The organism is Sphingomonas sp. IC081, assembly GCF_006874585.1.
Taxonomy (GTDB): Bacteria; Pseudomonadota; Alphaproteobacteria; order Sphingomonadales; family Sphingomonadaceae; genus Novosphingobium.
Genome location: NZ_CP029761.1, coordinates 296,713 through 321,485, shown reverse-complemented (window position 1 = coordinate 321,485; position 24,773 = coordinate 296,713). Strand labels below are relative to the sequence as shown.

At 62.4% G+C, this 24,773-nt stretch carries 27 protein-coding genes and 2 pseudogenes; 14 read left to right on the top strand and 15 right to left on the bottom strand.

The window, feature by feature from the left end; all coding sequences use genetic code 11:
• Nucleotides 1–15: 15 nt before the first annotated feature.
• From DM450_RS01665 to DM450_RS01645, 5 genes are all read right to left on the bottom strand, one after another.
• Nucleotides 16–384 carry an NUDIX domain-containing protein gene (locus DM450_RS01665; RefSeq protein ID WP_242526241.1) on the bottom strand — a complete coding sequence of 123 codons (369 nt, stop codon included), beginning with the start codon at nucleotides 382–384 and terminating at the stop codon, nucleotides 16–18.
• 101 nt (nucleotides 385–485) lie between these two features.
• Nucleotides 486–1,106, bottom strand: a complete 621-nt coding sequence (locus DM450_RS01660; protein ID WP_142632320.1) for a 6-phosphogluconolactonase — start codon at nucleotides 1,104–1,106, stop codon at nucleotides 486–488.
• Between the two features lie 52 nt (nucleotides 1,107–1,158).
• The gene (locus tag DM450_RS01655; RefSeq protein ID WP_142632319.1) at nucleotides 1,159–1,617 is read right to left on the bottom strand and encodes a Dps family protein; all 459 of its coding nucleotides are present in this window, start codon (nucleotides 1,615–1,617) and stop codon (nucleotides 1,159–1,161) included.
• Between the two features lie 87 nt (nucleotides 1,618–1,704).
• Entirely contained in the window at nucleotides 1,705–2,262 is a 558-nt protein-coding gene (locus DM450_RS01650; protein WP_142632318.1) for a hypothetical protein, read from the bottom strand.
• Nucleotides 2,263–2,333: 71 nt separating this feature from the next.
• The gene (locus tag DM450_RS01645) at nucleotides 2,334–2,789 is read right to left on the bottom strand and encodes an XRE family transcriptional regulator (RefSeq protein ID WP_142632317.1); all 456 of its coding nucleotides are present in this window, start codon (nucleotides 2,787–2,789) and stop codon (nucleotides 2,334–2,336) included.
• 104 nt (nucleotides 2,790–2,893) lie between these two features.
• Here DM450_RS01645 and DM450_RS01640 point away from each other — a divergent pair, with 104 nt between their 5' ends.
• Nucleotides 2,894–3,595, top strand: a complete 702-nt coding sequence (locus DM450_RS01640) for a murein L,D-transpeptidase catalytic domain family protein (RefSeq protein WP_142632316.1) — start codon at nucleotides 2,894–2,896, stop codon at nucleotides 3,593–3,595.
• Nucleotides 3,596–3,632: 37 nt separating this feature from the next.
• Here the strand turns inward: DM450_RS01640 and DM450_RS01635 are convergent, their stop codons facing one another.
• Together DM450_RS01635 and DM450_RS01630 are read right to left on the bottom strand one after the other, a co-directional pair.
• Nucleotides 3,633–4,379 (bottom strand): HAD-IIB family hydrolase, encoded by a 747-nt coding sequence (locus tag DM450_RS01635; RefSeq protein WP_142632315.1) that lies wholly within the window; start codon nucleotides 4,377–4,379, stop codon nucleotides 3,633–3,635.
• A gap of 135 nt (nucleotides 4,380–4,514) precedes the next feature.
• Nucleotides 4,515–5,561 (bottom strand): mannose-1-phosphate guanylyltransferase, encoded by a 1,047-nt coding sequence (locus DM450_RS01630; protein WP_142632314.1) that lies wholly within the window; start codon nucleotides 5,559–5,561, stop codon nucleotides 4,515–4,517.
• Between the two features lie 236 nt (nucleotides 5,562–5,797).
• Here DM450_RS01630 and otsB point away from each other — a divergent pair, with 236 nt between their 5' ends.
• From otsB to otsA, 3 genes are all read left to right on the top strand, one after another.
• The gene (otsB, locus tag DM450_RS01625; protein ID WP_142632313.1) at nucleotides 5,798–6,625 is read left to right on the top strand and encodes a trehalose-phosphatase; all 828 of its coding nucleotides are present in this window, start codon (nucleotides 5,798–5,800) and stop codon (nucleotides 6,623–6,625) included.
• Entirely contained in the window at nucleotides 6,622–8,436 is a 1,815-nt protein-coding gene (locus DM450_RS01620) for a glycoside hydrolase family 15 protein (protein WP_142632312.1), read from the top strand. The genes otsB and DM450_RS01620 overlap by 4 nt, the downstream gene beginning before the upstream one ends.
• Before the next feature lie 88 nt (nucleotides 8,437–8,524).
• Complete coding sequence (gene otsA / locus DM450_RS01615; protein WP_142632311.1) at nucleotides 8,525–9,982, top strand: alpha,alpha-trehalose-phosphate synthase (UDP-forming); 1,458 nt, start codon at nucleotides 8,525–8,527, stop codon at nucleotides 9,980–9,982.
• 105 nt (nucleotides 9,983–10,087) lie between these two features.
• Here the strand turns inward: otsA and DM450_RS01610 are convergent, their stop codons facing one another.
• The 3 genes from DM450_RS01610 to DM450_RS01600 form a co-directional block, all read right to left on the bottom strand.
• Nucleotides 10,088–11,023, bottom strand: a complete 936-nt coding sequence (locus DM450_RS01610) for an IS5 family transposase (protein WP_142632310.1) — start codon at nucleotides 11,021–11,023, stop codon at nucleotides 10,088–10,090.
• A 154-nt stretch (nucleotides 11,024–11,177) separates the two neighbouring features.
• Nucleotides 11,178–11,414, bottom strand: coding sequence for an integrase core domain-containing protein (locus DM450_RS01605; RefSeq protein ID WP_409529349.1), 237 nt, complete (start codon nucleotides 11,412–11,414; stop codon nucleotides 11,178–11,180).
• Between the two features lie 30 nt (nucleotides 11,415–11,444).
• On the bottom strand, nucleotides 11,445–11,927 hold the full coding sequence (locus tag DM450_RS01600; RefSeq protein WP_260610061.1) for an IS3 family transposase: 483 nt from the start codon (nucleotides 11,925–11,927) through the stop codon (nucleotides 11,445–11,447).
• A 103-nt stretch (nucleotides 11,928–12,030) separates the two neighbouring features.
• Here DM450_RS01600 and DM450_RS01595 point away from each other — a divergent pair, with 103 nt between their 5' ends.
• Together DM450_RS01595 and DM450_RS01590 are read left to right on the top strand one after the other, a co-directional pair.
• Complete coding sequence (locus DM450_RS01595) at nucleotides 12,031–13,401, top strand: IS1380 family transposase (protein ID WP_142632307.1); 1,371 nt, start codon at nucleotides 12,031–12,033, stop codon at nucleotides 13,399–13,401.
• A 170-nt stretch (nucleotides 13,402–13,571) separates the two neighbouring features.
• Nucleotides 13,572–14,381 carry an IS5 family transposase gene (locus DM450_RS01590; protein WP_142632306.1) on the top strand — a complete coding sequence of 270 codons (810 nt, stop codon included), beginning with the start codon at nucleotides 13,572–13,574 and terminating at the stop codon, nucleotides 14,379–14,381.
• Between the two features lie 6 nt (nucleotides 14,382–14,387).
• Here DM450_RS01590 and DM450_RS01585 read toward each other — a convergent pair whose 3' ends face one another.
• Together DM450_RS01585 and DM450_RS01580 are read right to left on the bottom strand one after the other, a co-directional pair.
• Nucleotides 14,388–14,729, bottom strand: a complete 342-nt coding sequence (locus DM450_RS01585; protein WP_221889447.1) for a hypothetical protein — start codon at nucleotides 14,727–14,729, stop codon at nucleotides 14,388–14,390.
• 464 nt (nucleotides 14,730–15,193) lie between these two features.
• Nucleotides 15,194–15,502 (bottom strand): annotated as a pseudogene (locus DM450_RS01580) (transposase); the annotation flags it as partial.
• A gap of 71 nt (nucleotides 15,503–15,573) precedes the next feature.
• Here DM450_RS01580 and DM450_RS01575 point away from each other — a divergent pair.
• A complete protein-coding gene (locus DM450_RS01575) occupies nucleotides 15,574–16,662 on the top strand; it encodes an IS5 family transposase (protein ID WP_142632305.1) in 1,089 nt (362 codons plus the stop codon).
• Between the two features lie 134 nt (nucleotides 16,663–16,796).
• On the opposite strand, the pseudogene DM450_RS01570 reads toward DM450_RS01575, so the two are convergent.
• A pseudogene (locus tag DM450_RS01570) lies at nucleotides 16,797–17,327 on the bottom strand (IS5 family transposase); the annotation flags it as partial.
• Between the two features lie 63 nt (nucleotides 17,328–17,390).
• On the opposite strand from DM450_RS01570, the gene DM450_RS01565 reads away from it, so the two are divergent.
• From DM450_RS01565 to DM450_RS01540, 7 genes are all read left to right on the top strand, one after another.
• Nucleotides 17,391–17,987 carry a Mu transposase domain-containing protein gene (locus DM450_RS01565; protein ID WP_221889446.1) on the top strand — a complete coding sequence of 199 codons (597 nt, stop codon included), beginning with the start codon at nucleotides 17,391–17,393 and terminating at the stop codon, nucleotides 17,985–17,987.
• A 10-nt stretch (nucleotides 17,988–17,997) separates the two neighbouring features.
• Nucleotides 17,998–18,738, top strand: coding sequence for an IS21-like element helper ATPase IstB (gene istB, locus DM450_RS01560; RefSeq protein WP_142632304.1), 741 nt, complete (start codon nucleotides 17,998–18,000; stop codon nucleotides 18,736–18,738).
• A gap of 246 nt (nucleotides 18,739–18,984) precedes the next feature.
• Nucleotides 18,985–19,428: an IS66-like element accessory protein TnpA gene (tnpA, locus tag DM450_RS01555; protein ID WP_142632303.1), complete on the top strand. Its 444-nt coding sequence runs from the start codon at nucleotides 18,985–18,987 to the stop codon at nucleotides 19,426–19,428.
• Nucleotides 19,425–19,778, top strand: a complete 354-nt coding sequence (gene tnpB / locus DM450_RS25665; protein ID WP_185928675.1) for an IS66 family insertion sequence element accessory protein TnpB — start codon at nucleotides 19,425–19,427, stop codon at nucleotides 19,776–19,778. Before tnpA ends, tnpB begins: the two co-directional genes overlap by 4 nt.
• 93 nt (nucleotides 19,779–19,871) lie before the next feature.
• Nucleotides 19,872–21,380 carry an IS66 family transposase gene (gene tnpC, locus DM450_RS01550; protein WP_185928750.1) on the top strand — a complete coding sequence of 503 codons (1,509 nt, stop codon included), beginning with the start codon at nucleotides 19,872–19,874 and terminating at the stop codon, nucleotides 21,378–21,380.
• Nucleotides 21,377–21,988 (top strand): UPF0149 family protein, encoded by a 612-nt coding sequence (locus DM450_RS01545; protein ID WP_142632302.1) that lies wholly within the window; start codon nucleotides 21,377–21,379, stop codon nucleotides 21,986–21,988. Before tnpC ends, DM450_RS01545 begins: the two co-directional genes overlap by 4 nt.
• Nucleotides 21,989–22,050: 62 nt before the next feature.
• Nucleotides 22,051–22,821 carry an IS5 family transposase gene (locus DM450_RS01540; RefSeq protein ID WP_260610366.1) on the top strand — a complete coding sequence of 257 codons (771 nt, stop codon included), beginning with the start codon at nucleotides 22,051–22,053 and terminating at the stop codon, nucleotides 22,819–22,821.
• 93 nt (nucleotides 22,822–22,914) lie between these two features.
• On the opposite strand, the gene DM450_RS01535 is transcribed toward DM450_RS01540, so the two are convergent.
• Together DM450_RS01535 and DM450_RS01530 are read right to left on the bottom strand one after the other, a co-directional pair.
• Nucleotides 22,915–24,081, bottom strand: a complete 1,167-nt coding sequence (locus DM450_RS01535) for a nucleotide sugar dehydrogenase (protein ID WP_142632300.1) — start codon at nucleotides 24,079–24,081, stop codon at nucleotides 22,915–22,917.
• A 143-nt stretch (nucleotides 24,082–24,224) separates the two neighbouring features.
• Entirely contained in the window at nucleotides 24,225–24,689 is a 465-nt protein-coding gene (locus DM450_RS01530; protein WP_142632299.1) for a hypothetical protein, read from the bottom strand.
• Nucleotides 24,690–24,773: the final 84 nt, after the last annotated feature.

The window sequence follows — 24,773 nt, the reverse complement described above, 5'->3', positions numbered from 1 at the left end:
CCTCCAGCCGCAAGGTCAAAGCGCGAGGAACCATCCCGCCCACTCGGCAATCTTCCCGGCGCGCCCCTGCGGCATCCATTCGGGCAAGCCGTCCAGCGGAAACACTCCGACCTCGACGATCTCCCGCCCGTCGGCCCTGGGCTGCCCCGAAAATCGCCCGGCAACGATGTTCACGCGGTTGCAGGCACCGTGGAGATCTTCCTCGACGAATTGCAGCAGGCGCGCCTGCGTCAGTTCGCAGCCGGTCTCTTCGGCAAATTCGCGCAGGCCCGCCGCAAGCGGGTCCTCACCCCGGTTGAGGCCGCCGCCCGGCGCCATCCACTTGCCCGACCCGTAGGAATGGCGCAGCAGCAGCACCCGGTCCTGCCCATCGAGTGCCAGCACTTGGACGCCTTCGAGCCGCGAGCGCCGGAACCGCCAGACCGTGACCCTGACCCGGTGGGCAAGGCGGTACAGTGCGCGATGCCACCGTGCCGGCAACAGGCTCAGCAGAAGCAGGTGACCTTGTGCCGCGCCGCGGCCAGCAGGCGGGCGACGGGAAGATCATGCTCACCCTTCACCGCCGCCTCGAAGATCGCGCGCTTGTCATCGCCGCGGATCACGAAAACGATCTCGTCGCTGTCGGTCAGCGCCGGAATGGTCAGGCTGAGACGGTCGAACGGCGCCTCGGGCGGCAGCGGATCGGGAGTGAGACGCCGCACCGGATGGGGATCGCCGGGCTGCGGGTTGGTGTTCGGAAACAGCGAGGCGATATGGCCATCACCGCCCATGCCCAGCCAGGCGATCGCGAAATGAGGAGGACGGGCATCCTCGGTGAGCGGGACGATACGCGCGCCCACCGGTTCGAGCCGGGCCCGCATCTTGCCGACGTTGCTGGCGGGGTGATCTTCCTCGACGATGCGATCGTCGCCCGGCCATACCGCGATGCGGTGCCAGGGCAGCTCCTCCTGCGCGAGGATATCGAAGATCGGAAACGGGGTCGAACCACCGGGAACGGTGATCGCGATATCGTCCGCGCTGGTGGCGAGTGCGGCCTTCAGACGCTCGGCGAACCACTGGGCGATCGCCGCATTGTCGGCGTTTTCGATGATTTCTAGCTTGGGCATGGAGGGAGCAATAGCACTCCCCCCATGCCCGTTGCCAGTCTCAAGCAATGGATCAGGCGATGATTTCGCGCAGGAACCAGGCGCGCTGTTCGGCCTGGTCGGTCCAGTCGTCGATGATGCCGTCAGTGGCATTGTCGCCCGCTTCGCCCGCCAGTTCCTTGGTCGCCTTCAGCGTGGCGACATAGGCGGTGTTGTCCTCGAACAGGGCCTTGACCATGGCCGCCGCGTCCAGCGAGGTGTCATCCTCATCCTTGATCGTGGTCTTGGCGCCGATCGAACCGATAGAGGTCAGCGTCTTGCCGCCCAGCTTGCGCACGCGCTCGGCGATCAGGTCGGTCAGACCGAAGATCTCGGTGGCCTGCGCATCGAACAGCAAGTGCAGATCGTGGAACTGCGGCCCCCGGACGTGCCAATGGAAATTCTTGGTCTTCACGTAGAGCGCAAAAGTATCGGCCAGCAGCCCATTGAGGCTGTCGATCAACGCGGCTTTCGAATTGTCCTTGGAAGTCATGCCTTGTTTCCCTCGATTGGTCCGTCGTGGAAGTTTCTAGATAGGTGAACGCTTGAATTGAAGTCCGGTTCACGTGCGAATTTTCGATCACACAAGTGAGAATTCCCGAAGTAACAGTAGGATCGCGGCAAGCAACAGCCCTCCGCCGAACACGCGGCGGGCCCAGCGCACCATGCGCCATTCCAGCACTTGCGGCGCGCCCCAGGCCAGCCCGGCAAGTACCCCGCCGCCCAGCACGCCGCCCGCCGCAGCGGCAGCGGGGCCGGCCAGCCCGACGCCGAGCCCCAGGATCAGAAACCGCGCGGCGTCGGTCAGTTCCTGCGCAAAAAGCACAAGCATCAGTGCGCCGAGCGAATTGGTCGGCTCCCTCGGGCTGCGCCGGGGCACCAGCAGCAGGAGTTCCCCGCCGGCCAGCGCCAACGCCAGGCCGGCAAAGATCGCCCGCGGCGGCGGCGGCAGCGTAGCCAGCAGCAGGCTTGCCGCCCAGCCTGCCAGCCCGGCGGTCACCACCGCGCAGGCCAGCGCGACCAGCAGGACGCCGGGCCTCGGCCCCTGCCGCCGGACCAGCCCCGCCACGGTCGCCTGATCGCGGGAACCGAAACCCGCGAGCAGAACCGCAATCCACGTCAGGTAAAAGGCAGACATCGACCCCGCGCCAAAATCCCATGAGAGGGCAGCACTTTAGGCGAACCGCGCGATGCTGTCGCCCCTCATGCTCACTTGCTGTCGGCGCGGGAGATCAAGGCATCGAGCGCCGCCCGGCCCTGCCTCAGTTCCGGCAGGATCTTGCTCAGTTCGTGCCGGGTGATCCGCTTGCCGCCCTCGCTGTCCACCGCCTGAGCCTCGACCAGCCGGTGCAGCGCTTCGACAAGCGCCAAAATCGGATCCACCCCGGTCATGCGCTCGGGCAGGCCGACCGCGCGCGACTGTGCCAAATGGAGACAGCGATCGATCGCACCGGGGCCGAACTGGCGCTCGATCGTCAGCAGCAGCAACGGGTCGAGGCTGGTGGCCTCGGTCTTGGCGTTACGGATCGTGCCGGCGGAGCAACCCAGCTGCTCGGCCAGTTGCCGGTCATTGAAACTCAGGCTCTTTTGCAGCTGCCGAAGGATCGCGGAGACCGCCTTGCGGTATTCTTCACTGGTCGGAGCGCCGGTTCGGTTAGCTGTCATGCGCAAAGCTTTCGTGGCGATGAACGCGAATTCAGCACGTTGTGACGATTCATGCGATTCTCCCCAAGACCTTGTCGACTGATTTGTCCTAATGGGGCGAGGATATGAATTTCAGCCGACGTAACTTCATCGTTGCCGCGACGGCGTTCGCGGCGAGTTCCACCACTGCGGCCAGCGCGATTTCCTCCTCCGCCTTCGGCGTGGGCGGCGTGCTGCCCGATCTGCCGCGAGCTCCGCTGCCCGGCGCGATTGCCGGCGGATCCGCCGTGCTGCCGGCCATGCCCGCCGTCCGCGCGGGCGTTGCCCCTGCGCTGTTCGACGCGGCCATGGCCGCGCTCGACAAGCACGGCGGCCGGGTCATGCGGGACCGAATCGGCATTGTCGACTTCTCGGCCTCGTCATCGGACCCGCGCCTCCATCTTGTCGACCTTGTCGGCGGGACGACTTCGACGCTGCATGTCGCCCACGGCAGCGGCTCGGATCCGAATCACACCGGATGGCTTCAACGCTTCTCGAACAGTCCTGGTTCCAACGCCACCAGCGAAGGTGCCTACCTGACCTCGGACTACTACTTCGGGCGCCACGGCCGATCGCAGCGCCTGATCGGACTGGACGCGACCAACAACAACGCGCTCGACCGCGCCATCGTCATTCACGGCGCCTGGTACGCCGAGCCCTCGATGATCGCGGTGCACGGCAAGCTCGGCCGCAGCCAGGGCTGCCTCGCGGTGGGCGACAGCCTGCTTAACCGCGCCTTCGATCATCTCGGCTCGGGCCGCCTGATCTACGCGGCCAAGGTCGCCTGAAACGAAAGGGGCCGGTTTCCCGGCCCCTTTCCCTCGATCACTTCTGGCACACGACGATAGCGTCGATCACGTTGAGCGTATCAGCGGGATCGCGCACGCAGATCGTGTCGAGCCCCATGGCCTTGGCCGGATAGTCGTTGCCGCCCGGGAAGATGGCGTCACCGATGAACAGCATCTCTGCGTGCGCGAAATTGCCGCGCTCGGACAGGCGCTGCAGGCCCCAGGCCTTGTCGACCCCCGGCTGGGTGACATCGACCGAGGTCGCGCCGCCGAGATTGACCGAAACGCCGGGCAACCGCTTCATCAGGTCGGCCTGGATCACCTTGCGCTTGGCAAAGTCCGGATCCCAGACTTCCTTGGCCTCGAGCGGGGCTTCCTGGCCCAGTGCCGAAAACGTGATCTGGCTGCCGCGATCCTCGATCCGCTCGCCCCAGGTCTCCTCGGGCGTGAAACCGGTCGCCGCGAGCGCGGCGTCAAAGGCGTCCAGAATCTCGCGCTTCTGCGCATCGCTGAACAGTTCGGCATAGACCGCGTTCCAGCCGCCTTCACCGTGCAGGTAGAGCTTGGCACCGCTGGTCGGCATCAGCCACAGGCGCGAGAGATCGGCATGGGCGGGCAGGCGGCTGGCCACCTGCTTGTCGAACTGTGGCCAGTCCCCTCCCGAGATCACCGCGACATCGGCCACCGTGAGCAGCCGGGCCATCGCCTCGGCCATCTCATCGGTAAGCGGCTGCTTGCTCTTGGCCAGCGTACCGTCGAGATCGAAGGCAACGAGTTTCTTCATTCCGGCAATTCCCTGCGAGTAGGTGCAACTTGGTGCGCGCCCCTGCCATCGACCGCGCGAATTGGAAATCCCCCAAGGCCGATTCCGATCCGAAACTGGACTGGAAACATGGCAATCCGGGGACAAGACAGCGCCTTACTGATTTACGGCCCCGTTCAGCTTTCCGACCTTCTGCACGCCTTCGGCCGTGGTGACCAGCACCTCGTTGCCGTCCACCACGACAATGACGTTGTCGAGCCCGATCACCGAGACGCGCGGCCCGTCGCTGTCGACCAGCACGTTACGGCAATCGACCAGTTCCGCCTCGCCGCTGCCGCGCACCGAATTGCCGCTCTCGTCGCGTTCGAGCGCATCGTGCAGCGCCTGCCAGTTGCCGATGTCGGACCAGTCCATGTCGGCCGGCACCATCGCCGCGCGGCTGGTGTTTTCCATCACCGCATAGTCCACCGAATCGCTCGGCACTGCGGCAAAAGTCGCCGCATCGGGGTGGAAGCGATGGCCGTCGGCCACCCCCTTCTCGACCGCCTCGCGCACCTTGGCGGCAATTTCGGGGCGATGGGCAGAAAGCTCGGCCATGAAGTCGCCCACACGGAAGGCAAAGATGCCGCCGTTCCAGGCATAACCGCCATCGGCCAGGAAGCCCTTCGCCCGCTCAAGGTCCGGCTTCTCGACGAACTGGGCGGTGCGATAGCCGGGCGTGCCGGCGATGGCCTCGCCGCGCTTGAGATAGCCGAAGCCGGTTTCCGGCGCAGTCGCCTCGATGCCGAAGGACACCAGCCAGCCCTCGCTCGCCAGCGCCGCGGCAGCGCCGGCGGCCTCGGCAAAAACGTCGGGGCGGCCGATGTGGTGGTCGCTCGGGCAGACCAGCATCACCGCATCGTCCGGCAGGCGGCAGGCAGCCAGCGCAATGGCGGCGGCCGTGTTGCGCGCGGCCGGCTCGACGATCACCGTGGCGCCGGGGGCACCCGAAAGCTGCGCCTCGACGTGATCGAGATGCCTGGTCCCCGTCACCACCACCGGCGCCGAAAAACCAAGGTCCGCCGGGCAGCGCGCAAGGCTCGCCTCGAACAGCGTGGTATCACCAACCAGCGGCAGGAACGGCTTGGGCATGGCCGCACGGCTGCGCGGCCAGAGCCGCGTGCCACTGCCGCCACAGAGAATGACCGGGACTATCTGAGGCATGAAATGTCAGAAACTCGATTAAATGGATACTGTGAAGCAGCACCGTTGATAGCCGTTCGACTTCATGTTGCAATCGCGAATTGGCATCACGGCCTCCACTCGCCGCACGCAGATGTGAACGGAACATATTCCTGTTCAACGCGTTGCTTGCGAATGCACTGCCTTTCCCATGCTCCGCCTCACATCCTCCCGGCAAAGGGTGGCCTTCGCCGCTGCAACGTGACAGAGTAAACGCAATGACCGGCCCGAGAGACCCCATCCCTCCGGCGGAACATGGCGCAAACCTGCGCGATCTCCCGCCCCCGCCCCCCTTGCGCCTTGCGCCCGGCGAGCAAGGCGCAAGCACGACGCCTCCACCTGCCCTGTTTCTCGATTTCGACGGAACCCTCGTCGACATCGCCGACCACCCCGATGCCGTCATCGTCCAGCCCGACCTGCCTGCCGTGCTGGCCACCATCGCCGCGCGGCTCGGCGGCAGGCTGGCCATCGTCACCGGGCGCTCGATCGCCGCCCTCGAAGCCCTGCTCGGCCCGTTGAGTGTCTCGGTGGCCGGCTCCCATGGCGGCGAATTCAGGCCTGCGGGCGAAGCCACTCTGGCACTTGCCGACCCGCTGCCCGCTTCCGCAGTCCAGCGCCTGGAGGCCTTCGCGCAAGACAACGGCGGGCTGCTGGTTGAGCCCAAGCCCTACTCGATCGCCGTTCATTACCGCCATCACCCCGAGGCTCGCGACCGCCTTCTTGCCCTGGCCGGCGAGATCAGCGCGGACCTGAACCTCAGGCTGAAGCACGGCAAGCGCGTCATCGAGCTTGCCATGCCGGGCTCCGACAAGGGCAGCGCCGTCACCCGCTTCATGCAGGCCGCCCCCTTCGCGGGATCGCAAGCCCTGTTTTTCGGCGACGACGTGACCGACGAGGACGCCTTCAGCGCGATCACCCGGTGCGGTGGCAGCGGCGTGCTGGTTGGCCCGATGCGGCCGACCGCCGCACACTGGCGCCTTGATGGCGTCGCCTCCGTCCACCACTGGCTCGCATCCGTCCTGACCAAGGAGACACCTCCGGCATGAGCACGCTCGAACTCTGGCCCATCGGCAACTGTCAGGTCTCCGGCCTCATCGACGAAGCCGGCGCGCTTGTCTGGGGCTGCGTCCCCCGCGTCGACGGCGACCCCACGTTCTGCGCGCTGATGCGCGGTCCCGAGGGGCAGGACGGCGGCACCTGGCGGTTCGAACTCGAAAACCAGGTGGCCGTGCACCAGGGCTACCTGCGCAACACCCCGATCCTCGTCACCCGGCTGGAGGACGCGACCGGCGGGGCGGTCGACGTCTACGATTTCTGCCCGCGCTACGAAAGGCTTGGCCGAACCTATCGCCCCGTTGCCTTCGCCCGGATCGTGCGACCGGTATCGGGAACGCCGCGCATCCGCTGCGTGCTGACGCCGATGAGCGGTTACGGCTCGCAGCTGGCACCGATCACGCGCGGCTCCAATCACATCCGCTACCTAGTCGAGCGCAATACCCTGCGCCTGACGACCAATGCCCCGGTCGGCTACATCCTCGACGAGCGTTTCTTCCGGCTCGAATCCGCCCTGCATTTCTTCCTCGGCCCGGACGAGCCCTTCGACGGCGAGGTCGAGCGCCAGCTCGAGACGATGCTCAACCACACCGGCAATTACTGGCGATTGTGGGTGCGCGGCCTTGCCACGCCGCTCGACTGGCAGGACGCGGTAATCCGCGCCGCGATCACCCTGAAGCTGTGCCAGCACGAGGAAACCGGCGCCATCGTCGCCGCGCTCACCACCTCAATTCCCGAGGCGCCGGGCAGCCAGCGCAACTGGGACTATCGCTACTGCTGGATCCGCGACGCCTACTACACCGTTCAGGCACTCAATCACCTCGGCGCGCTGGACGTACTGGAGAAGTACCTCGCCTATTTGCGCAACATCGTCGACGATGCGGAAGGCGGCGCGATCCAGCCGCTCTATGCCGTCAGCGGCGCCCGCGAGATCATCGAGTGGGAAGCACCCGACCTGCCGGGCTACCGCGGCATGGGCCCGGTTCGCGTGGGCAATGCCGCCTACTACCAGGTGCAGAACGATTGCTACGGCCAGATCGCCCTGCCCGCGATCCAGGCCTTTTCCGACCAGCGCCTGCTGCGCATGGCCTCGGCCGAGGATTTTGCCGGGCTCGAGCAGGTCGGCGAACTGGCCTGGCAGATGCACGACCAGCCCGATGCCGGCCTGTGGGAACTGCGTACGCGCACGGCAGTCCATACTTATTCCAGCGTCATGAGTTGGGCGGCCTGCGACCGGCTTGCCAATGCCGCCGACCACTTGGGCCTGCACGAGCGCGCCGAACTCTGGCGCGAACGTGCGGACACGGTGCGCAAGCACATCGACACCGAGGCCTGGCACGAGGTCGAAGCGCCGGAATTCGAGGATCACGGCGCCGGCGGCCACTACGCCGCCACCTTCGGCGGCGAGCAACTCGACGCGAGCCTGCTGCAGATGGTCGAATTGCGCTATGTCGCCGCCGACGATCCACGCTTCAAGGCGACCCTGGCCGCCGTACAGAAGGCACTGAGACGCGGCGAACACATGCTGCGCTACGATAGCGAGGACGATTTCGGCCTGCCCGAGACGGCCTTCAACATCTGCACCTTCTGGCTGATCGAAGCCCTGCACCGTTCCGGGCAGGACGAGGAAGCGCGCCGATTGTTCCAGGCCATGCTGGCCCATCGCACCCGATCGGGCCTGCTGTCGGAGGACATGGATTTCGAGACCGGCGAACTGTGGGGGAACTTTCCGCAGACCTATTCGCTGGTGGGTATCATCAACTGTGCCGGGCAACTGTCCCGGTCGTGGCGGGACTGGAGATGAAGGGCCCTTCGGGAAAGCATCCAGGCGTTCCCGAAGGACAACCGGTCCTGCAAATGCGCGCCGGGAGGCGCGCGACAGGGGAATTTGAATGGCTAGATTGATCGTCATCTCGAACCGGGTCTCGGTGCCCAAGGCGGCAGGTGCCGCCGGTGCACAAGGAGGGCTCGCCGTGGCGCTCAATTCGGCGCTGCGCGAACATGGCGGCATCTGGTTCGGCTGGTCCGGCCAGGAAACCGAGGAGTTCACCGGACACCTCGACATGCAGCGCAACAACGGGGTGACTACCGCAACCATCGACCTCGAGCCGCAGGATATCGAGGAATACTACAACGGCTATGCCAACCGCACGCTCTGGCCGCTGTTCCACTACCGCATCGACCTGACCGAATATGACCGCAATTTCGGTGAAGGCTACGAGCGGGTCAACGAGCGCTTTGCCGATTCGGTGCTGCCGCTGATCGAGAACGAAGACCTCGTCTGGGTTCACGACTACCATCTGCTGCCGCTCGGCTCGCTATTACGGCAGAAGGGCGTGAAGAACCGCATGGGGCTGTTCCTGCACACCCCCTGGCCGCCGACCCGCCTGCTGGTTTCGCTGCCGTTCCACGAACGGCTGGTCGCCTCGATGCTCGAATTCGACGTGATCGGCTTCCAGACCCCCGAATGGCTGGAGAGCTTCCTTCACTACGTGCAGAAGGAAATGGGCCTCACCGTCAATCCCGACAATTCGATCGACTACGAGGGCCGCAAGGTGATCGCCCGCGCCTTCCCGATCGGCATCGACTTCGAGGAATTTGTCACGGCTGCCGCCAGCGACGAGGCCCGGCAGGCCCACGACCGCCTCAAGGAAAGTGTGCGCGGCCGCAAGATCCTGATCGGGGTCGACCGGCTCGACTATTCCAAGGGACTGGGCGAGCGTTTCGAAGCCTTTGCCCGCTTCCTAGCTGACAATCCCGATCAGGCGGCAAGGGCCGTACTACTCCAGATCGCCCCGCCCTCCCGCGAGGACGTCACCAGCTACCAGATGATCCGCGAGGACCTGGAGCGAAAAACTGGCCACATCAACGGCGCCCATGCCGACGTGGCTTTTGTGCCGATCCGCTACGTCAACCAGGGGTTCCCCCGCGATGAACTCGCCGGGTTTTATCGCGCTGCCGCCATCGGCCTCGTTACCCCCTTGCGCGACGGCATGAATCTTGTGGCCAAGGAGTATATCGCCGCGCAGGATCCCGAAGATCCGGGCGTGTTGATCCTCTCACAGTTCGCCGGGGCCGCGCACCAGCTCAAGGACGCCTTGCTCGTCAATCCGCACTCTATCGAACATGTCAGCGAAACTATCAAGCAGGCGCTGGAGATGCCACTGGCAGAGCGCAAGGAACGCCATGCCAGGCTGTTCGCCTCGGTGCGCGAACAGGATGTCCGCCGCTGGAGAGAAGAGTTCGTCGAGGCCCTGTTCGGCCGTGTGGACAGCGGGGAATCATCTGCTCTTCCCCTCCCCATTCCCGCACAGACCGCTTCAATTCCGCAGGACGAAGCCGCAACCTGACGCGTAATGAGACCTGTGCGCGGGTGGACGTAGCGCATCTGAAATGCATCGGTTCTCTGGCGATTGGCCTGTCTGGCCTCCGTCCTGGCCGGGACGGGGCAATTTTCACGCCGGGACCGCGAGAATATTCATTGTGCGCTTGAGGTTGTAGGCGATGGCGGTGAGGTGGACCTGGACGGCGGCTTTGGCGAGACCTCGCCATCGCATTCGGCGCAGGCCGTAGCAGCGCTTCCATGTTCCGAAGATCTTCTCGATCCGACCGCGAACACGATGGATCGGTTGGTTCCATTCATGGAGCTTGCGCAGCGTTTCGGCTTCGTCGCGGCCCCACATGCCGGTGGCGACGATCCGGGGTATGCCGCCCTTAGCGCGCACGGCATCGCGAAAGTGATTGCCGCGATAGGCGCTGTCGGCAAACACCTCGCCGGGATTGTCGGGTAATGCCCCAGGGCCTGCCTTGCCGTCATTGATATTGGCGGATGTGACCGCGACTTCCTCGACCAACGCTGTATCGGCATCGGCTCCAACGTGAGCCTTGAAGCCATGAATGGCCCGCTTTCCCTTGTGCTTTACCCAGCGCGCGTCATCATCGTCCTCACTGGCGGAGGCAATGATGGTGGCATCGACCAGTGTCCCGGTCTTGACCGTTACCGCCTTTGATTTGAGCTGCATGGTCACGGCTTCAAACAGCGTCCGGTCAAGCTGGTGCGCAACCAGCAGCCTGCGAAATCTGACGAAGGCGGTACGCTCGGGCGTCGCTTCATTCGCGGAAAATCCGCAGAACCGACGAAAGGAGGCTCGATCGTCGAGCGCTTCGGCCAGCTTCACATCGGACAGGTCGTACCAGATCGACAGCAGCAGCGCCTTGAACATCGCCAGCGGCGGCCAGGCGGGTTCGCCCTTGGTGGCCGGGTAGAGCGGATCAAGGAGTACTGCTACCGAGCTCCAATCAATCAGCGAGATAAGCGCGTCGAGCGATGATGCCGCGCGCTCACGCCCTGCAAAGCAGAACCGTTCCTGACCAATCGAACGACGCGCCATCCGCTGCTTCCCTCCTTTGGAAAACCCATAGAATGAGCTATTAACGCCCATGTCTACGCCCACCCGCGCACAGGTCTCGTAATACCAAAACCTGTGGAATCTGACTCACGAATGGAGTGAACCCCACAAGCTGGACCACGAGACATCCATCGAACTAAGCCGCTTTCTGGGCGATTAGCGCTTCGAATTCCTCGGGCGGCCGGTATCCGAGCGCCGAGTGCAGTCGCTTGGTATTGTAGACCCGTTCGATGAAGACCGGCAACCGCTCAGCGACATCGGCAAAGGTCTCGTAGCCGGCGATGTAAACCTCCTCAACTTTCAGCGTCTTCATAAAGCTTTCGGCTTGAGCATTATGGTAAGGATTGCCCACGCTACTCATGGATCCGCGCAAACCGGCAGCGCCCAGAGCATCGCGGTAGAGCTAGGATGCGTATTGGCAGCCTCTGTCCGTATGATGAATGCATCCCGGCGGTGGTTTTCTGCTGGTTACGGCGGAGTGCAGAGCGGCCAGTGCAAGCGGCGTGTCGAGGCGCCGCGACAGTGCATATCCGACGACCTTGCGACTACAGGCGTCCAGGATGATGGCCAGATAGCAGAAGCCTTGGGCGACACGGATATACGTAAAATCGGCGACCCAGACCTGGTCGGGCTGATCCGGGATGCAGTTCTGGTAGAGGTTCGGATGGATCGGCTGATCATGCCGGCTGTCGGTCGTGCGTACGAAGCGTCGCCGCGGCCTAATCCCCAATCCGCCCAAGCGCATAATCCGCGCCACTTTCTTGTGGTTCACGAGCAGCCCGCGACGCCGAAGCTCGTGCATGACACGCCGGTAGCCGTAGCGAGGAAATTCATCCTGAATGTCTTCGATCAAGGCGATGACTTCAGCATCGGTCGGTCTAGCCACTCTTATTCATGAGGTCGGGAGACCAGGTTGGCGGGAGTAGCGTAAGCCATTGCTTTGCTGCAGGAAATTGGGTGCTTAGACCAAACCTGCAACGAGGCAAAAAATGCCACAAGCCACACCCGCCGAGGGTGACGATAGCGCGCCGCTGATTTCGTTTCCAGCGCTCGTCCGCAAGAAAGTCACAGCGGCCTTCGACGGTGGTCGGATCACGTCGGATGGAGGCGTTCTGCTACTGGCGCAGGCCGAACGCGAGATGGGACTTTGTGCGCGGCTCGCCGCCTGCATTGCTGATCCGCGCGATCGCTCGCGGGTGATCCACCAAATCGATGACATCCTGCGGGCGCGCATCCTCGCGATCTGCTGCGGCTACGAGGATGCCGACGACCTTGATGCTCTGCGCGATGATCCCGGTTTTCGCCTGGCGCTCGGCAAGCTGCCAGGATCGGGCCCAGGTCTTGCCAGCCAACCGACGATGAGCCGGTGGGAGAATGCGCCGTCCACACGCGAGCTGGCGCGCATGATGCAGGCCATGATCGGCATCTACTGCGCCAGCTATCCCAAGCCGCCCCAAGCGGTGATGCTGGATGTCGATGATACCTGCGATGTCGTTCATGGCTATCAGCAGCTGTCGTTCTGGAATGGTCATCACGGTAAACGCTGCTTCCTGCCGATCCACGTCTACGATACTGCCACGAGTCGGCCGGTCGCCATGCTGTTGCGCACCGGCAAGACGCCGTCGGGCGCGGAGGCAGCCGGACACATCCGTCGCTTGGTCCGCCATATCCGCCGGCACTGGCCCGACACCCACATCACCATCCGCGGCGATGGGCACTATGGCAGGTCCGAGGTCATGGCCTTCTGCGAGGCGCACGGTCTAGACTATGTCTTCGGGCTTCCCACCAATGCCGCCCTACGCGCTGATCCGAATATCGTCACGGCCGCCGATGCCTGCGCGGTCAAGCGCGCCGAGCAAGACCGGGTGGTCCTGCGCCACTATGCCGAAACGCGTTACAGCGCGAAGAGCTGGAAATGCCAGCGCCGCGTTGTCGCCCGGATCGAGGCCAGCACGCTGGGCATGGACATCCGCTACGTCGTCACCTCGCTGACAGGTGGCTCGGCCGAGCACATCTACGATACGCTCTACTGCGCTCGCGGTCAGGCCGAAAACCTCATCAAGATGCACAAGTCCCAGCTCTCCAGCGATCGCATCTCATGCCGCTCGGCCAACGCCAATCAGATGCGCCTGATCCTTCACACCGCTGCCTACTGGCTCATGTGGCACATCCGACAGGCCATCCCGAAAGCCGCGTCGCTGGCCACCGCCGAGTTCACGACCCTGCGACTGCGGATCATCAAGGTCGCCGCCCGTGTCATCGAGACCGCCACGCGTATCCGCGTCGCCTTCGCATCAGGATGCCCGGATGCCAGCACGTTCCAAACCATTGCAGCCGCCTTCAGGCCCGCGCCAACATAGTCGGCGCGGCCACGCCGCCCAACCCAGAGCCCCCGTCCATCAACCTCGAAAAGCCCATCGATCCTGACGCGGTGAAACGCCGCCGATCCAACCAGATCCCGAAGCCTCATGAATAAACTGGGCTAGAGGCTGTTATGGACTTGAGAGTCTGAATGGATTCAAAGGCTTGTATGGAGACTTCCCGCAAGCCTTATCCGTCTGATGTATCTGATGAAGAATGGTCGCTGATCGTGCCGTATCTGACGCTCCAGCGCGAGGATGCGGGGCAACGGGAGCACAGCCTGCGCGAGGTATTCAACGGCCTGCGCTATATTGTGAAGACGGGTGCGCCATGGCGCTGGATGCCGAACGATCTGCCGCCTTGGGCTGCGGTGTATCAGCAGACGCAGCGTTGGCTGGCGGCGGGATGCTTTGAGGCATTGGTGGATGATCTGCGTGCCGTTCTGCGTCTGGCGGCAGGTCGCACCGCCGACCCCAGCGCCGCCATCATCGACAGCCGGACGCTGCGTTCCACGCCCGAGAGCGGCGAGCGCGCCGGCTATGACGGCGGCAAGCGCAAGAAGGGATCCAAGCTCCACATGGCGGTCGATACGCTGGGCCATCTGCTCGCGCTGCATGTGACACCGGCCAGTGCCGAGGATCGCGGTAAAGTCGAGCGGCTTGCACGCACCATGCAGGCCGTCACTGGCGACACAGTCGACATCGCCTATGTCGATCAAGGCTATACCGGCGCGCGGGCAGCCAATGCCGCAGCGGCCCATGGCATCACGCTCGAAGTCATCAAACTGCCAGAGGTAAAGCGCGGCTTCGTCCTCCTGCCGCGCCGCTGGGTCGTCGAGCGATCATTCGCATGGGCAACCCGCTTCCGCCGCCTCGTCAAAGACTATGAGCGATACGCCCAAGCACTCGCCGGGCTACATGTCGTTGCATTCGCATGCATCATGATGAAGCAGGCCGCCGTCATCGCCGCTGGTTCATAACAGCCTCTAATCTCCGACGATACCGAGTGATAGTAGAAGGTGCTGCGCGGCAGGTTCATGGCATTGCACCCCCGTCTGATTGAGCAGCCTCGGGGCCGGTGACGATGAAGGATCTCCCGCTGTCGGTCCCGGTCGGCGGGCGTGGCGTTTTTTTTTGACAAGGTCCAGTTCCATTGTCAGTTGCCCGACCTTGCGCTCGAGCGCGGCGATCTTGGTCTCATATTCGGCGATCACGCTCGCCTCAGCTTCCTCGTTGGTGAGTTCGCCCCGATCGAATTGCGTCAGCCACAGCTGGATGAGGTTGGCGGAGATAGCGTATTTCCGCTGCGCATCCCTTCGGCCGATCACTCCCGCTCGGATATCCTGGCAGAGCTGAAGCTTGAACGGCGTCGAATGCCGCCTGTAGGGTCCTCGTGATGACATGAGCCTTCTCCAAACAAGGCCCATTCAGCGTATCAGTTTTTCAGGTTCTCGTGGTCCAGCTTGTGGGGTTCACTCCAGGAGGGTGTCGGGATTGGCGCTGACGTGATTCACCATCGCAAACGGTTGGAGTTTTGCGATGGCCGCGCCAGTCAGTCTTCGCGATGATTTCAGTGCAGCGCAGGTTCGGGCCTTTGCTCGCCGCGCCAAGGATGCAGACTGTTGGACACTTCTGTGGTTGCCGCCCGTAGTGCAAGATGATTCTGTTCTGCGAAGGGCGTAGCCCGACTGGAATGAGGCCCACCGCCGGCATATGAAAACGACAACCCGCAGACGATCCACTTATCCGTGGCCAAATGCTGTTCAGCCTAAGAGCCCGATTCAAAAGTGTCTCAAGCGTAGCAATACCTTGCGGTTCTGCGGATGAGCATGCGGATAGAAGCGATCGTGGCCCAGGCGGTAGACGAGGCGATGGTCGCCTCCCAGTCCTTTGCGAGGCGGCGGCACCGCCCCAGCCAGGCGAACGTGCGCTCGACGACCCAGCGGCGCGGGAGGACTTCGAAGCCCTCGGCCTTGTCGGAACGCTTGATGATCTCGATTACCCAATTCCCGACTTTGGCGAGTGCTCTCCTGAGCTTGTCTCCGGCGTAGCCACCATCGGCGAAGATATGGCGCAGCCAGGGGAAGCGCTGGCATATGGACACCTCGAAAAACTCGTGGCGCCTGACGGCCTGAAGTGATTCACTGCCTTTACGCGATAGCGGAGGCGATGATGGCAGGTCAGCCGGGTTTCTTCGATCTTTCGAACCGATATGAGGCGTTGAGCGCGGCGGGCGATCCGCTGGAGCGTCTGGCGGCGGTTGTGGATTTCGAGGTTTTCCGCGGCCCGCTGGTCGCTGCGCTGCGTCGTAGTCCTCGCGGCAAGGGTGGCCGCCCAGCCTTCGACCCGGTGCTCATGTTCAAGATCCTGGTGCTGCAGGCGCTGTACTCGCTATCGGACGAAGCGACCGAGTTCCAGATCAAGGACCGCCTCTCATTCCAGCGCTTTCTGGGGCTCGGGCTCGACGGCACGGTGCCCGATGCGACGACGGTGTGGCTGTTCCGGGAGCGTCTGGTGAAGGCCAAGGCGATCGACAGGCTATTTGCCCGCTTCGATGCCGCGCTGACCGACCGAGGCTACCTCGCCATGGGCGGGCAGATCATCGACGCCACCGTGGTGCCAGCCCCGAAGCAGCGGAACACCGAGGAGGAAAAGGCGGCCATCAAGGAGGGCCGGATCCCCGAGCGCTGGCAGGATAACCCTGCGAAGATCCGGCAGAAGGATCGCGATGCCCGCTGGAGCGTCAAGTACACCAAGGCCAAGGTCAAAGAAGGCGCGGACCCCAAGGCCTTCAAGCCGGTCGATCTGGCCATCCCGATGTTCGGCTACAAGAACCATATCGGCATCGACCGGGCGCATGGCCTGATCCGCACCTGGGATGCCAGCGCCGCCAATGCCCACGATGGCGCAAGGCTGCCGGCGCTGATCAGTCCGGACAACACGGCCTCGGGGGTATGGGCCGATACGGCCTACCGCTCCAAGAAGAACGAAGCCTTTCTCGCCAAGGGCATGTTCACCAGCCACATCCACCAGCGCAAGCCGCACCGCCGAGCGATGCCTGAGCGTATTGCACGCGCCAATGCCAAGCGGTCGGCGGTCCGCTCCGCCGTCGAGCATGTCTTTGCCGGGCAAAAGCACCGCATGGGTCTGGTGGTGCGCACCATCGGTATTGCTCGTGCCCGCATCAAGATCGGCATGACCAACCTTGCCTATAACTTCCAGCGCCTGGCCTGGCTCGAGGGGCGAATTGCGCCCGCGTGACGCCAAAGATGGCCTGTGAAGGCGCCTCCCCGACGAAAATCAGCAGATCAGACCCCGAAACCGAGGCTCATACTTCCCTCGTGAGCCTTCACGCCGCCATCATGCCGAAATCAGGCGGTTCTTCGAGGTGTCCATATGCCTTTGAGCACGTCGACGGCGCCATCACGATCCTGAATATCGGCGGTGTGCACGAGGATGGAGATCAGAAAACCGGAGGTGTCGGTCAGGATATGACGCTTGCGGCCTTTGACTTTTTTGCCCGCGTCATATCCACTCGGGCCGCCGCTTTCGGTCGTTTTCACGCTCTGGCTATCGATGATGCCCGCACTGGGAGAGGCTTCGCGCCCCTCGATCTCTCGCAGGTTCATGACCAGCAGCGTGTTCATCACCTCGAACAATCCCGCGTTACGCCAGGCGTAGAAATAGCGCCGAACCGTCGAGACCGGTGGAAAGCACTTGGGCAGCAGGCGCCAGGCACACCCGGCCGAAGCCAGATAGAGCAGCGCGTTGGCCACTTCGCGCATATTCGTGCTGCGCCGCCGACCGCCTTGCTTTGCCGGGGGAATGAACGGGGCCACCAGCGCCCACTCCTTATCCGTCATGTCGCTTGGATAACGCAGTCCCTTGCGGCTATGCTCCTCTCGAGCAATGCCAGTCCATGCCATTGATCACTCCATCTCTCGCAAGGACGGCGTGAATCATAACATGCTGGTATTGCTCAACAACTTTTGGATCGGGCTCTCAAACCGCTGCCGGCAGAGCCGTGGGTTCATGCCGAATGGCGCCGCTGTCGCGTCGGGCTCGATTATCATATCGCGATCGAGCGACATCATTACTCCGTCCCGCACCGCTTCGCGCGCCGCGAGGTCGAAGCCCGCTTCACAGCCAGCACGGTTGAAATCTTCTTGGGAGGCGAACGCATCGCCGTGCACATGCGCGGCAGTGGGAATGGCCGGCACACCACAGTCCCCGAGCACATGCCCTCCAGCCATCGGCGCTACGGCGAATGGACGCCGGCGAAGATCCGCGAAGAGGCAAGCCGGATTGGGCCGATGCTGTCCCTGCTGGTCGAAAAGGTCATCGAGGCAAAGCCTCATCCCGAGCAGGGCTACCGCTCCTGTCTGGGCATCATCGGGCTTGAGAGGCGCTTCGGTGCCCAGCGGCTTGAGGCCGCGGCGCTACGCGCGCTGGAGATCCAGGCGCGCAATTATCCGTCGGTCAAATCGATCCTCGAGAAGGGCCTCGACCAGGTGCCCGTTCCCCAATCCCCCGAGCAAGAGCCGATCATCCACTCCAACATCCGCGGCTCGAGCTATTACAACTGAAGGAGCAAGAATGCTGAAGCATCCCACTCTGGACCTTCTGGGCCAACTCGGCCTCACCGGCATGGCCAAGGCCTTTGCCGAGATGGAAGGCAACGATGACGCGGCGAGCCTCAGCCATGCCGAATGGCTGGCGCTGCTGCTCGACCATGAGGCCACATACCGAAATGACAGACGCCTCGCTCTGCGCCTGCGACATGCCAAGCTACGGCACCGCGCCGTGCCCGAGGATGTTGATTATCGAACGCGCCGCAGCCTTGATCGGCGGCTCTTCGAAACGCTGCTCGCCGGCGAATGGATATCCAGGCACGAGAACTTGGCCATCATCGGCCCGACTGGCATCGGGAAAAGTTGGTTGGCCTGTGCGATCGGCCACAAGGCCTGCCGCGATAACCGTTCGGTTCTCTACACCCGGCTGCCGCGGCTGATCGACGAACTGACGCTGGCCAAGGGAGACGGCCGTATCGCCGCCCGCATGAAGAGCCTTGCCCGGGTCGACCTGCTGATCCTGGACGACTGGGGGCTTCAGCCGCTCGACGGCAACGCCCGGCACCATCTCCTCGAAATCCTCGAGGACCGCTACGGTCAACGCTCCACGCTCGTCACCAGCCAGCTCCCAGTGGCCCGCTGGCATCAGACCATAAACGATCCGACCTACGCCGACGCCATCCTGGACCGCCTCGTGCACAACGCACACCGGCTCGAACTCGAGGGTGAATCCATGCGCCGGCCCGCGACCCAAACCGCCGCTTGACCACCGCCAACCCCTAATGCCATCAGGCGAAACGATCTGGCTTCTGCCCGGCCGGGATCAAATCGGAATGATGGCCGGGATCAGATTGGAACAGGCGGCCGGGATCATCGGAATCCGCAGGCATGGACTGGTATTGCCCGGCAGGAGCATAGCCGGAAGGGAGTTAGCGATGCGAGCGCCCCACGTAGACGGCGCTGATTGCTGAGCCAATGACCCTGCCTTTGAAATGGCAGCGGAGATGGCAAGATGCTCGACGATGACATCAGCGGTTTGAACGGCGATTTAAACAGTGCGGCACAGTGTGCGAATACGGATTGGAACGGTGTGCCGCATAGTGCGAAGTCGGATGTAGGCGAAGCGACAATCCTCGGCCCGCAGAAGCGCAACCGACGGTGGGATGCACACGAGAAGGCGCGGATCACCGCAGAAAGCTTTGAGCCGGGCGCCAACATCAGCGCGGTGGCGCGGCGCCATGGCATGAGCCCGGGCTTGCTCCATTACTGGCGGCGAACGGTGCGCGACCGGGCGGCGATGGAGCCGATCTCGTTTGTGCCGCTGGAAGTCGACGATGGCACGCGGGCTCCAGATGGCAGCCTCGAGATTGGGTTCGACGGCGCTCACGTCGTGGTGCGCGGCGCGGTGGACGCGGGCGTCCTGAGGGTTGTGTGCGAGGCGCTGCGTCAGCGATGATCGGCGGGCGCAGCGATCTGAAGGTCGTGCTGGTGTCGGGTCCGATCGACTTCAGGGCCGGTATCAACAGGCTCGCCTCGCTGGTGGCCAATGAGTTGGGCCGAGATCCCTATTCCAATGATGTCTTCGTGTTCCGATCGAAGCGGATGGACCGTTTGAAGCTCCTGCACTTTGACGGTTCCGGCACCATTATGGTGACAAAGTGGCTGGAGGCTGGGAAGTTCTTCTGGCCCCCCGTGACAGGCGGGGTGATCAAGCTGACCGCGGCGCAGATGACGCTGCTGCTGGGGGGAATGGACTGGCGTCGCCTTGAGGAAAACCCGATAAGAAAGCCCGAGGTGGCGGGGTGAGAAGTGGCGGTTTTTCTCGGTTTTGGCGCAATTGTGTGCTAACAAAATCGGGTGACCCGCCCCACGGAAAATCAGGCTGACGCACTTGATGCGATGACCCGCCGGGTGGCGGAACTGGAGGCCGAACTCGAGGCGGCCTCCAGGTTGTTGAAGACCTACAAGACCATGCTGTTCGGCTCGCGCTCCGAAAAGGCGCGTATCGTTCTCGACGGGCAAGGCAGCCTCGATCTGGGGGACCTGAGCGCCGTTCACATGGCGCCAGCAGCCAACGACGATCCGATGGCCAAGGGGGCAAGGCCTCGTGCCAGGCGCAACATCGGCGCTCTGCCCAAACATCTGCCCCGGATCATGCACGTCATCGAACCTGAAAGCACGCAGTGCGCCTGCTGTCAGGGCAGCATGCACAAGATCGGCGAGGACGTGAGCGAGGCGCTCGACATCGTGCCAGCCATCTTGCGCGTGATCGCCACCGTCCGCCCCAAGTACGCTTGCCGGACCTGCGAGAGCAGCATCGTCCAGGCGCCGGCGCCACGCAGGATGATCGAAGGCGGGATGGCGACAACCTCGCTGATCGCCTGGATCGTGACACAGCGCTTCGCATGGTATCTTCCAGTTTATCGCCAGGCCCAGATGCTGGCAGGGCATGGCCTGCAGATTGATCGATCGACGCTGACGCGCTGGCTGAAATGCGCGGCCTGGTGGCTCGAAGGCCTTTACGATCTGCAACTGCGGGCAATCCACAGTCACCCCCGCATCCACGTCGACGAAACCCGGATGCCCGTGATTGGAGGCGGCAACGGCAAAGTCCGCATCGACCAGTTCTGGGCCCATGGAACCGATGATCGCCCCTGGAATGGCCCGGCACCACCGGCGGTGTGCTATGTCCATGCCCGTTCCCGAAGCCATCGCACGATATCCGAGCAGCTTGGCCGCTATCAGGGCGTGCTCCAGGTCGATGGCTATCGTGCCTATAAGGCCTTCGAGAGCCCGGACGGGTTGTCCGGAGAGATCCGCCTCGCGTTCTGCCTCGCGCATCTGCGGCGACGCTTCGTGGATCTGCATAAAAGCACCCGGTCGCCGATCACCGCGCAGGTCATCACTCTGCTCAGTCGTATCTATCGGATCGAGGCGGAAATCCGCGGCACCAGTGCCGAGCACCGGCTGCTCACTCGGCAGGAGAAGTCCAGGCCGATCATGGAGGAGCTCAAGGCGCTGCTCGACGATACCCTGCCGCGCGTCTCGCAGGTCTCGGATCTGGCAGGGCACATCCGCTATGCTCAAGGCCATTGGCGCGGCCTCAACCTGTTCCTCGAAGATGGCCGCGTCGAGGTCGATAACAACATGATCGAGAGGCAGATGCGCCCGATTGCAATCGGACGCCGCAATAGCCTGTTCGCCGGCAACGAAGGTGGTGCCCATACCTGGGCGGTGCTCGCTTCCCTGCTTCAGACAGCAAAACTGAACGGGCTCGATCCCTACACCTGGCTGAGCGATGTGCTGGCCCGGATGGTCTCGGGCGAAGTCCTCAACAATGGTCTCGACCAACTCCTGGCATGGAACTGGCGCGCCGCTGAACCGACCGCTATGCGACTGGCCGCATGAGCAGCACCAGTCGCTTCAAGCGCCCAAAGAAGCCCAGAAAAGCGCGCGTCCTCACCCATGACAAGCTTGAGGAATGGCTGGCCACTCGCGAGCATCCGATGCCGGGAGTATCAATGATCGACGGCTATCTCGCCGCGCTTGTCGTCTCGCCCCAGTTCATTCCTCCCGAAGACTGGCTACGTCCTATAGTCGGAGACGGCATCGCCTGGGCGCCGGATGGCAGTATCGAGGAGGCCGTGCGCAACACGATCTTCCAGCGGTATAGCCAGATTGGTGCGACCCTGTCCGGTGGCCCGAAGCGCTATGCTCCCATCTACATGCGCACGGACGCCGGCGAAGTTCTCCTGGAGGACTTCGCCAATGGCTTCTACCTCGGCATGCGGCTCAGCATCGACGACTGGAAGCCGCACATATCCAGTCCGGAAATCGGCCACCCACTGACCGCCATCCTCGGCCATTGCACGACCATGATGCCTGAGGATCAACGCCAGAATGCACTACGCGGCCAGGCCGGCGAGATCATGGCTCAATCCTGGAAGGTCGTTCCAGAGCTGGTCGAGATGCTTCACGTCAGCATCGGCGGCGCCCGAAACATCGAAATCCGATAACCAGCAGCGTCAACGTGGGGTTCTCGCATCGCTAACGGAAGGGATTGCGCTATTCCAGTGATATGACGGACCGGGAGTGGGAATTGGCAGCGCCGTTTATCCCGCCAGCCAAGCGCGGAGGTCGACGTCGCACGACGGACATGCGCGAGGTGGTGAATGCCTTGCTTTACATCGCGGCAAGTGGCTGTGCCTGGAGGCTTCTGCCCAAATGCTTTCCGCCAGTCTCGACGGTGCAGCGCTATTTCTACGCTTGGCGCAACACCGGTCTGCTCGAGGCGATGAACACGGTGCTGGTGATGAACCTGCGCGAGATTGAAGGGCGCGAAGCCTCGCCGAGCGCCGGTATGATCGACAGCCAATCTGTGAAAACCACCGAGAGTGGCGGTCCTTGCGGCTATGACGCGGGCAAGAAGATCAAGGGCCGCAAGCGCCACATCCTGACGGACACCTGCGGCTTTCTCATCTTCATCCTCGTCCACACCGCCGACATCCAGGACCGCGACGGTGCCGTCGATGTGCTCAAGGCCGTGCGCAAACGCTTCCCGTGGTTACGCCATGTCTTTGCCGATGGAGGCTATGCAGGCGACAAGCTCCGTGCAGCCCTCGTCGGATCGGGAAACTGGACGATCGAGATCATCAAGCGATCGGACAAGGCAAAGGGCTTCGAGCTTCTCCCGCGGCGATGGGTCGTCGAACGCACCTTTGCATGGCTTGGCCGATGCCGCCGCCTCGCCAAGGACTGGGAAACCACCATCGCATCGTCCACCGCATGGGCAACAATTGCCTCCATCCGCATGCTCACTCGCAGAACTGCAAGATATTGCTACGGTTGATGAACTTCTGAGTCAGACACTCACCCGCGCACAAGTCTCATAACCCGTATGGCCCAGGCGCTATGCTTCGCCGCATAATCGTACAAAATCGAGCTAATCGGACCCAAATAAATCTCGTGTAAATACTCTATTTTGAGCATCTTTCAGGGATGGCGTCATTCTGTTAGCGATTATTACATCGCAGTCTGCTTTGAAAGCTTCCAAATTGTGGGTCACCTTAGAGCCGAAGAACTCGCTTTCGGTCATGGTGGGTTCGTAAACAAGAACTTCAATTCCTTTGGCTTTTAAGCGCTTCATGATGCCTTGTATCGAAGATTGCCGAAAGTTGTCTGACCCTGCTTTCATAACAAGGCGAAATACGCCCACCCTTTTGGGCTGCTTGGAAACGATAAGATCGGCCAAAAAATCTTTTCGAGTTCGGTTTGCATCTACGATGGCTCGAATCAAATTTTGGGGAACATTTGAGTAATTCGCCAAGAGCTGCTTCGTGTCTTTAGGAAGGCAATAGCCGCCGTATCCAAAGCTGGGATTATTGTAATGGTTCCCGATGCGGGGATCCAAGCCGATGCCGTCGATGATCTGGCGTGTGTCCATTCCGCCGGCAATCGCATAGCTGTCCAACTCATTGAAGAACGCCACGCGCATTGCGAGGTACGTATTCGCAAAAAGTTTGATAGCTTCAGCTTCACCGGGATCGGTGAAAAGAATTTCGACATCCTTCTTTTCCGCGCCCTGAAGCAGAAGATCAGCGAAAATCCGTGCTCGCTCAGATCGTTCCCCGACAATAATCCTCGACGGATGCAGATTGTCGTAAAGCGCCCGGCCCTCGCGGAGAAACTCAGGGCTAAATACGACCTGAGGGGCTTCTAGGCGCTGCTGGGCGTCTCTCACGAAGCCTACTGGGATCGTCGACTTTACGATGATTGTCGCATTTGGATTAATGGATACAGATAGTTTGATTACCGCCTCGACCGAAGAAGTATCAAATTTGTCAGTCGCGACATCGTAGTTTGTTGGGGTGGCGATTATTACGTAATCAGCCCCTTTCAATGCTGTATTTGCATCCATTGTCGCCGTGAGGTTAAGTGGCTTGTTCGCGAGGAACACCTCAAGTTCAGCATCGACAATCGGCGATTTGCGTGCATTGAGTGCGTTAACACGGTCTGCCGAAATGTCGACAGCAACAACTTCATTGTTTTGGGCTAGCAGGACTGCATTGGATAGCCCGACATAGCCGAGACCGAAAACGGCGATCTTCATCTTCAATACTCACAGAAATTATTAATACATTAAAAATTTATTATGGAGCTATTCGATTTTTTGCGTTATGGATAATTTTAAGCTTCTATTCCGGCCGTTTATCCTTATTTTGTAATCGCGGGCGGGCATTGTCGTTGTGATCCTTAACCCAGTCCGGTCCGACGCTGATCCTGGATGCGGCGATAGCTCTCGCGATATTTCCGTTTAAAGGCAGGGCTGAGTGCAAAGCGCCAACTTGCGGTAATCTGCGGGGAGTCTCCATGATAAACTAGTCGCCCAAATTTTGCCTCTGCGACTGTAACGCTACCCAGCAGCAGCGTGGGCAGCCCCACGACTACGGCTGCCAGTTCAAGCGTCATGTTTTCCGGCAATGCTCCGGACACCCATGCCCATGCAGCAACCGTCACCACCGCCAGCGTCAGCGGCTTGAACCACCGCACATGCGAAACATACCCCGCGATCAGGATCCTTCGAAACGCCCGCCTTGCCTGCAAATGAACATGCTGTCGCACGATCGTCCACTGCGCCGCAGCACGGTCTGGGAAGTGCTCCAGACGAAAGCGCATCAGCGCCGCTTCCGCGTTGCTCGTCGGTTCGTTGTCATTCATTTACAACCCTCCGCTGCGCTAGGAAATCGGCCATGTCGGTGGAGATCGTACCGTTCTCGATCAGATATTGGAAGTAGTGAAGTG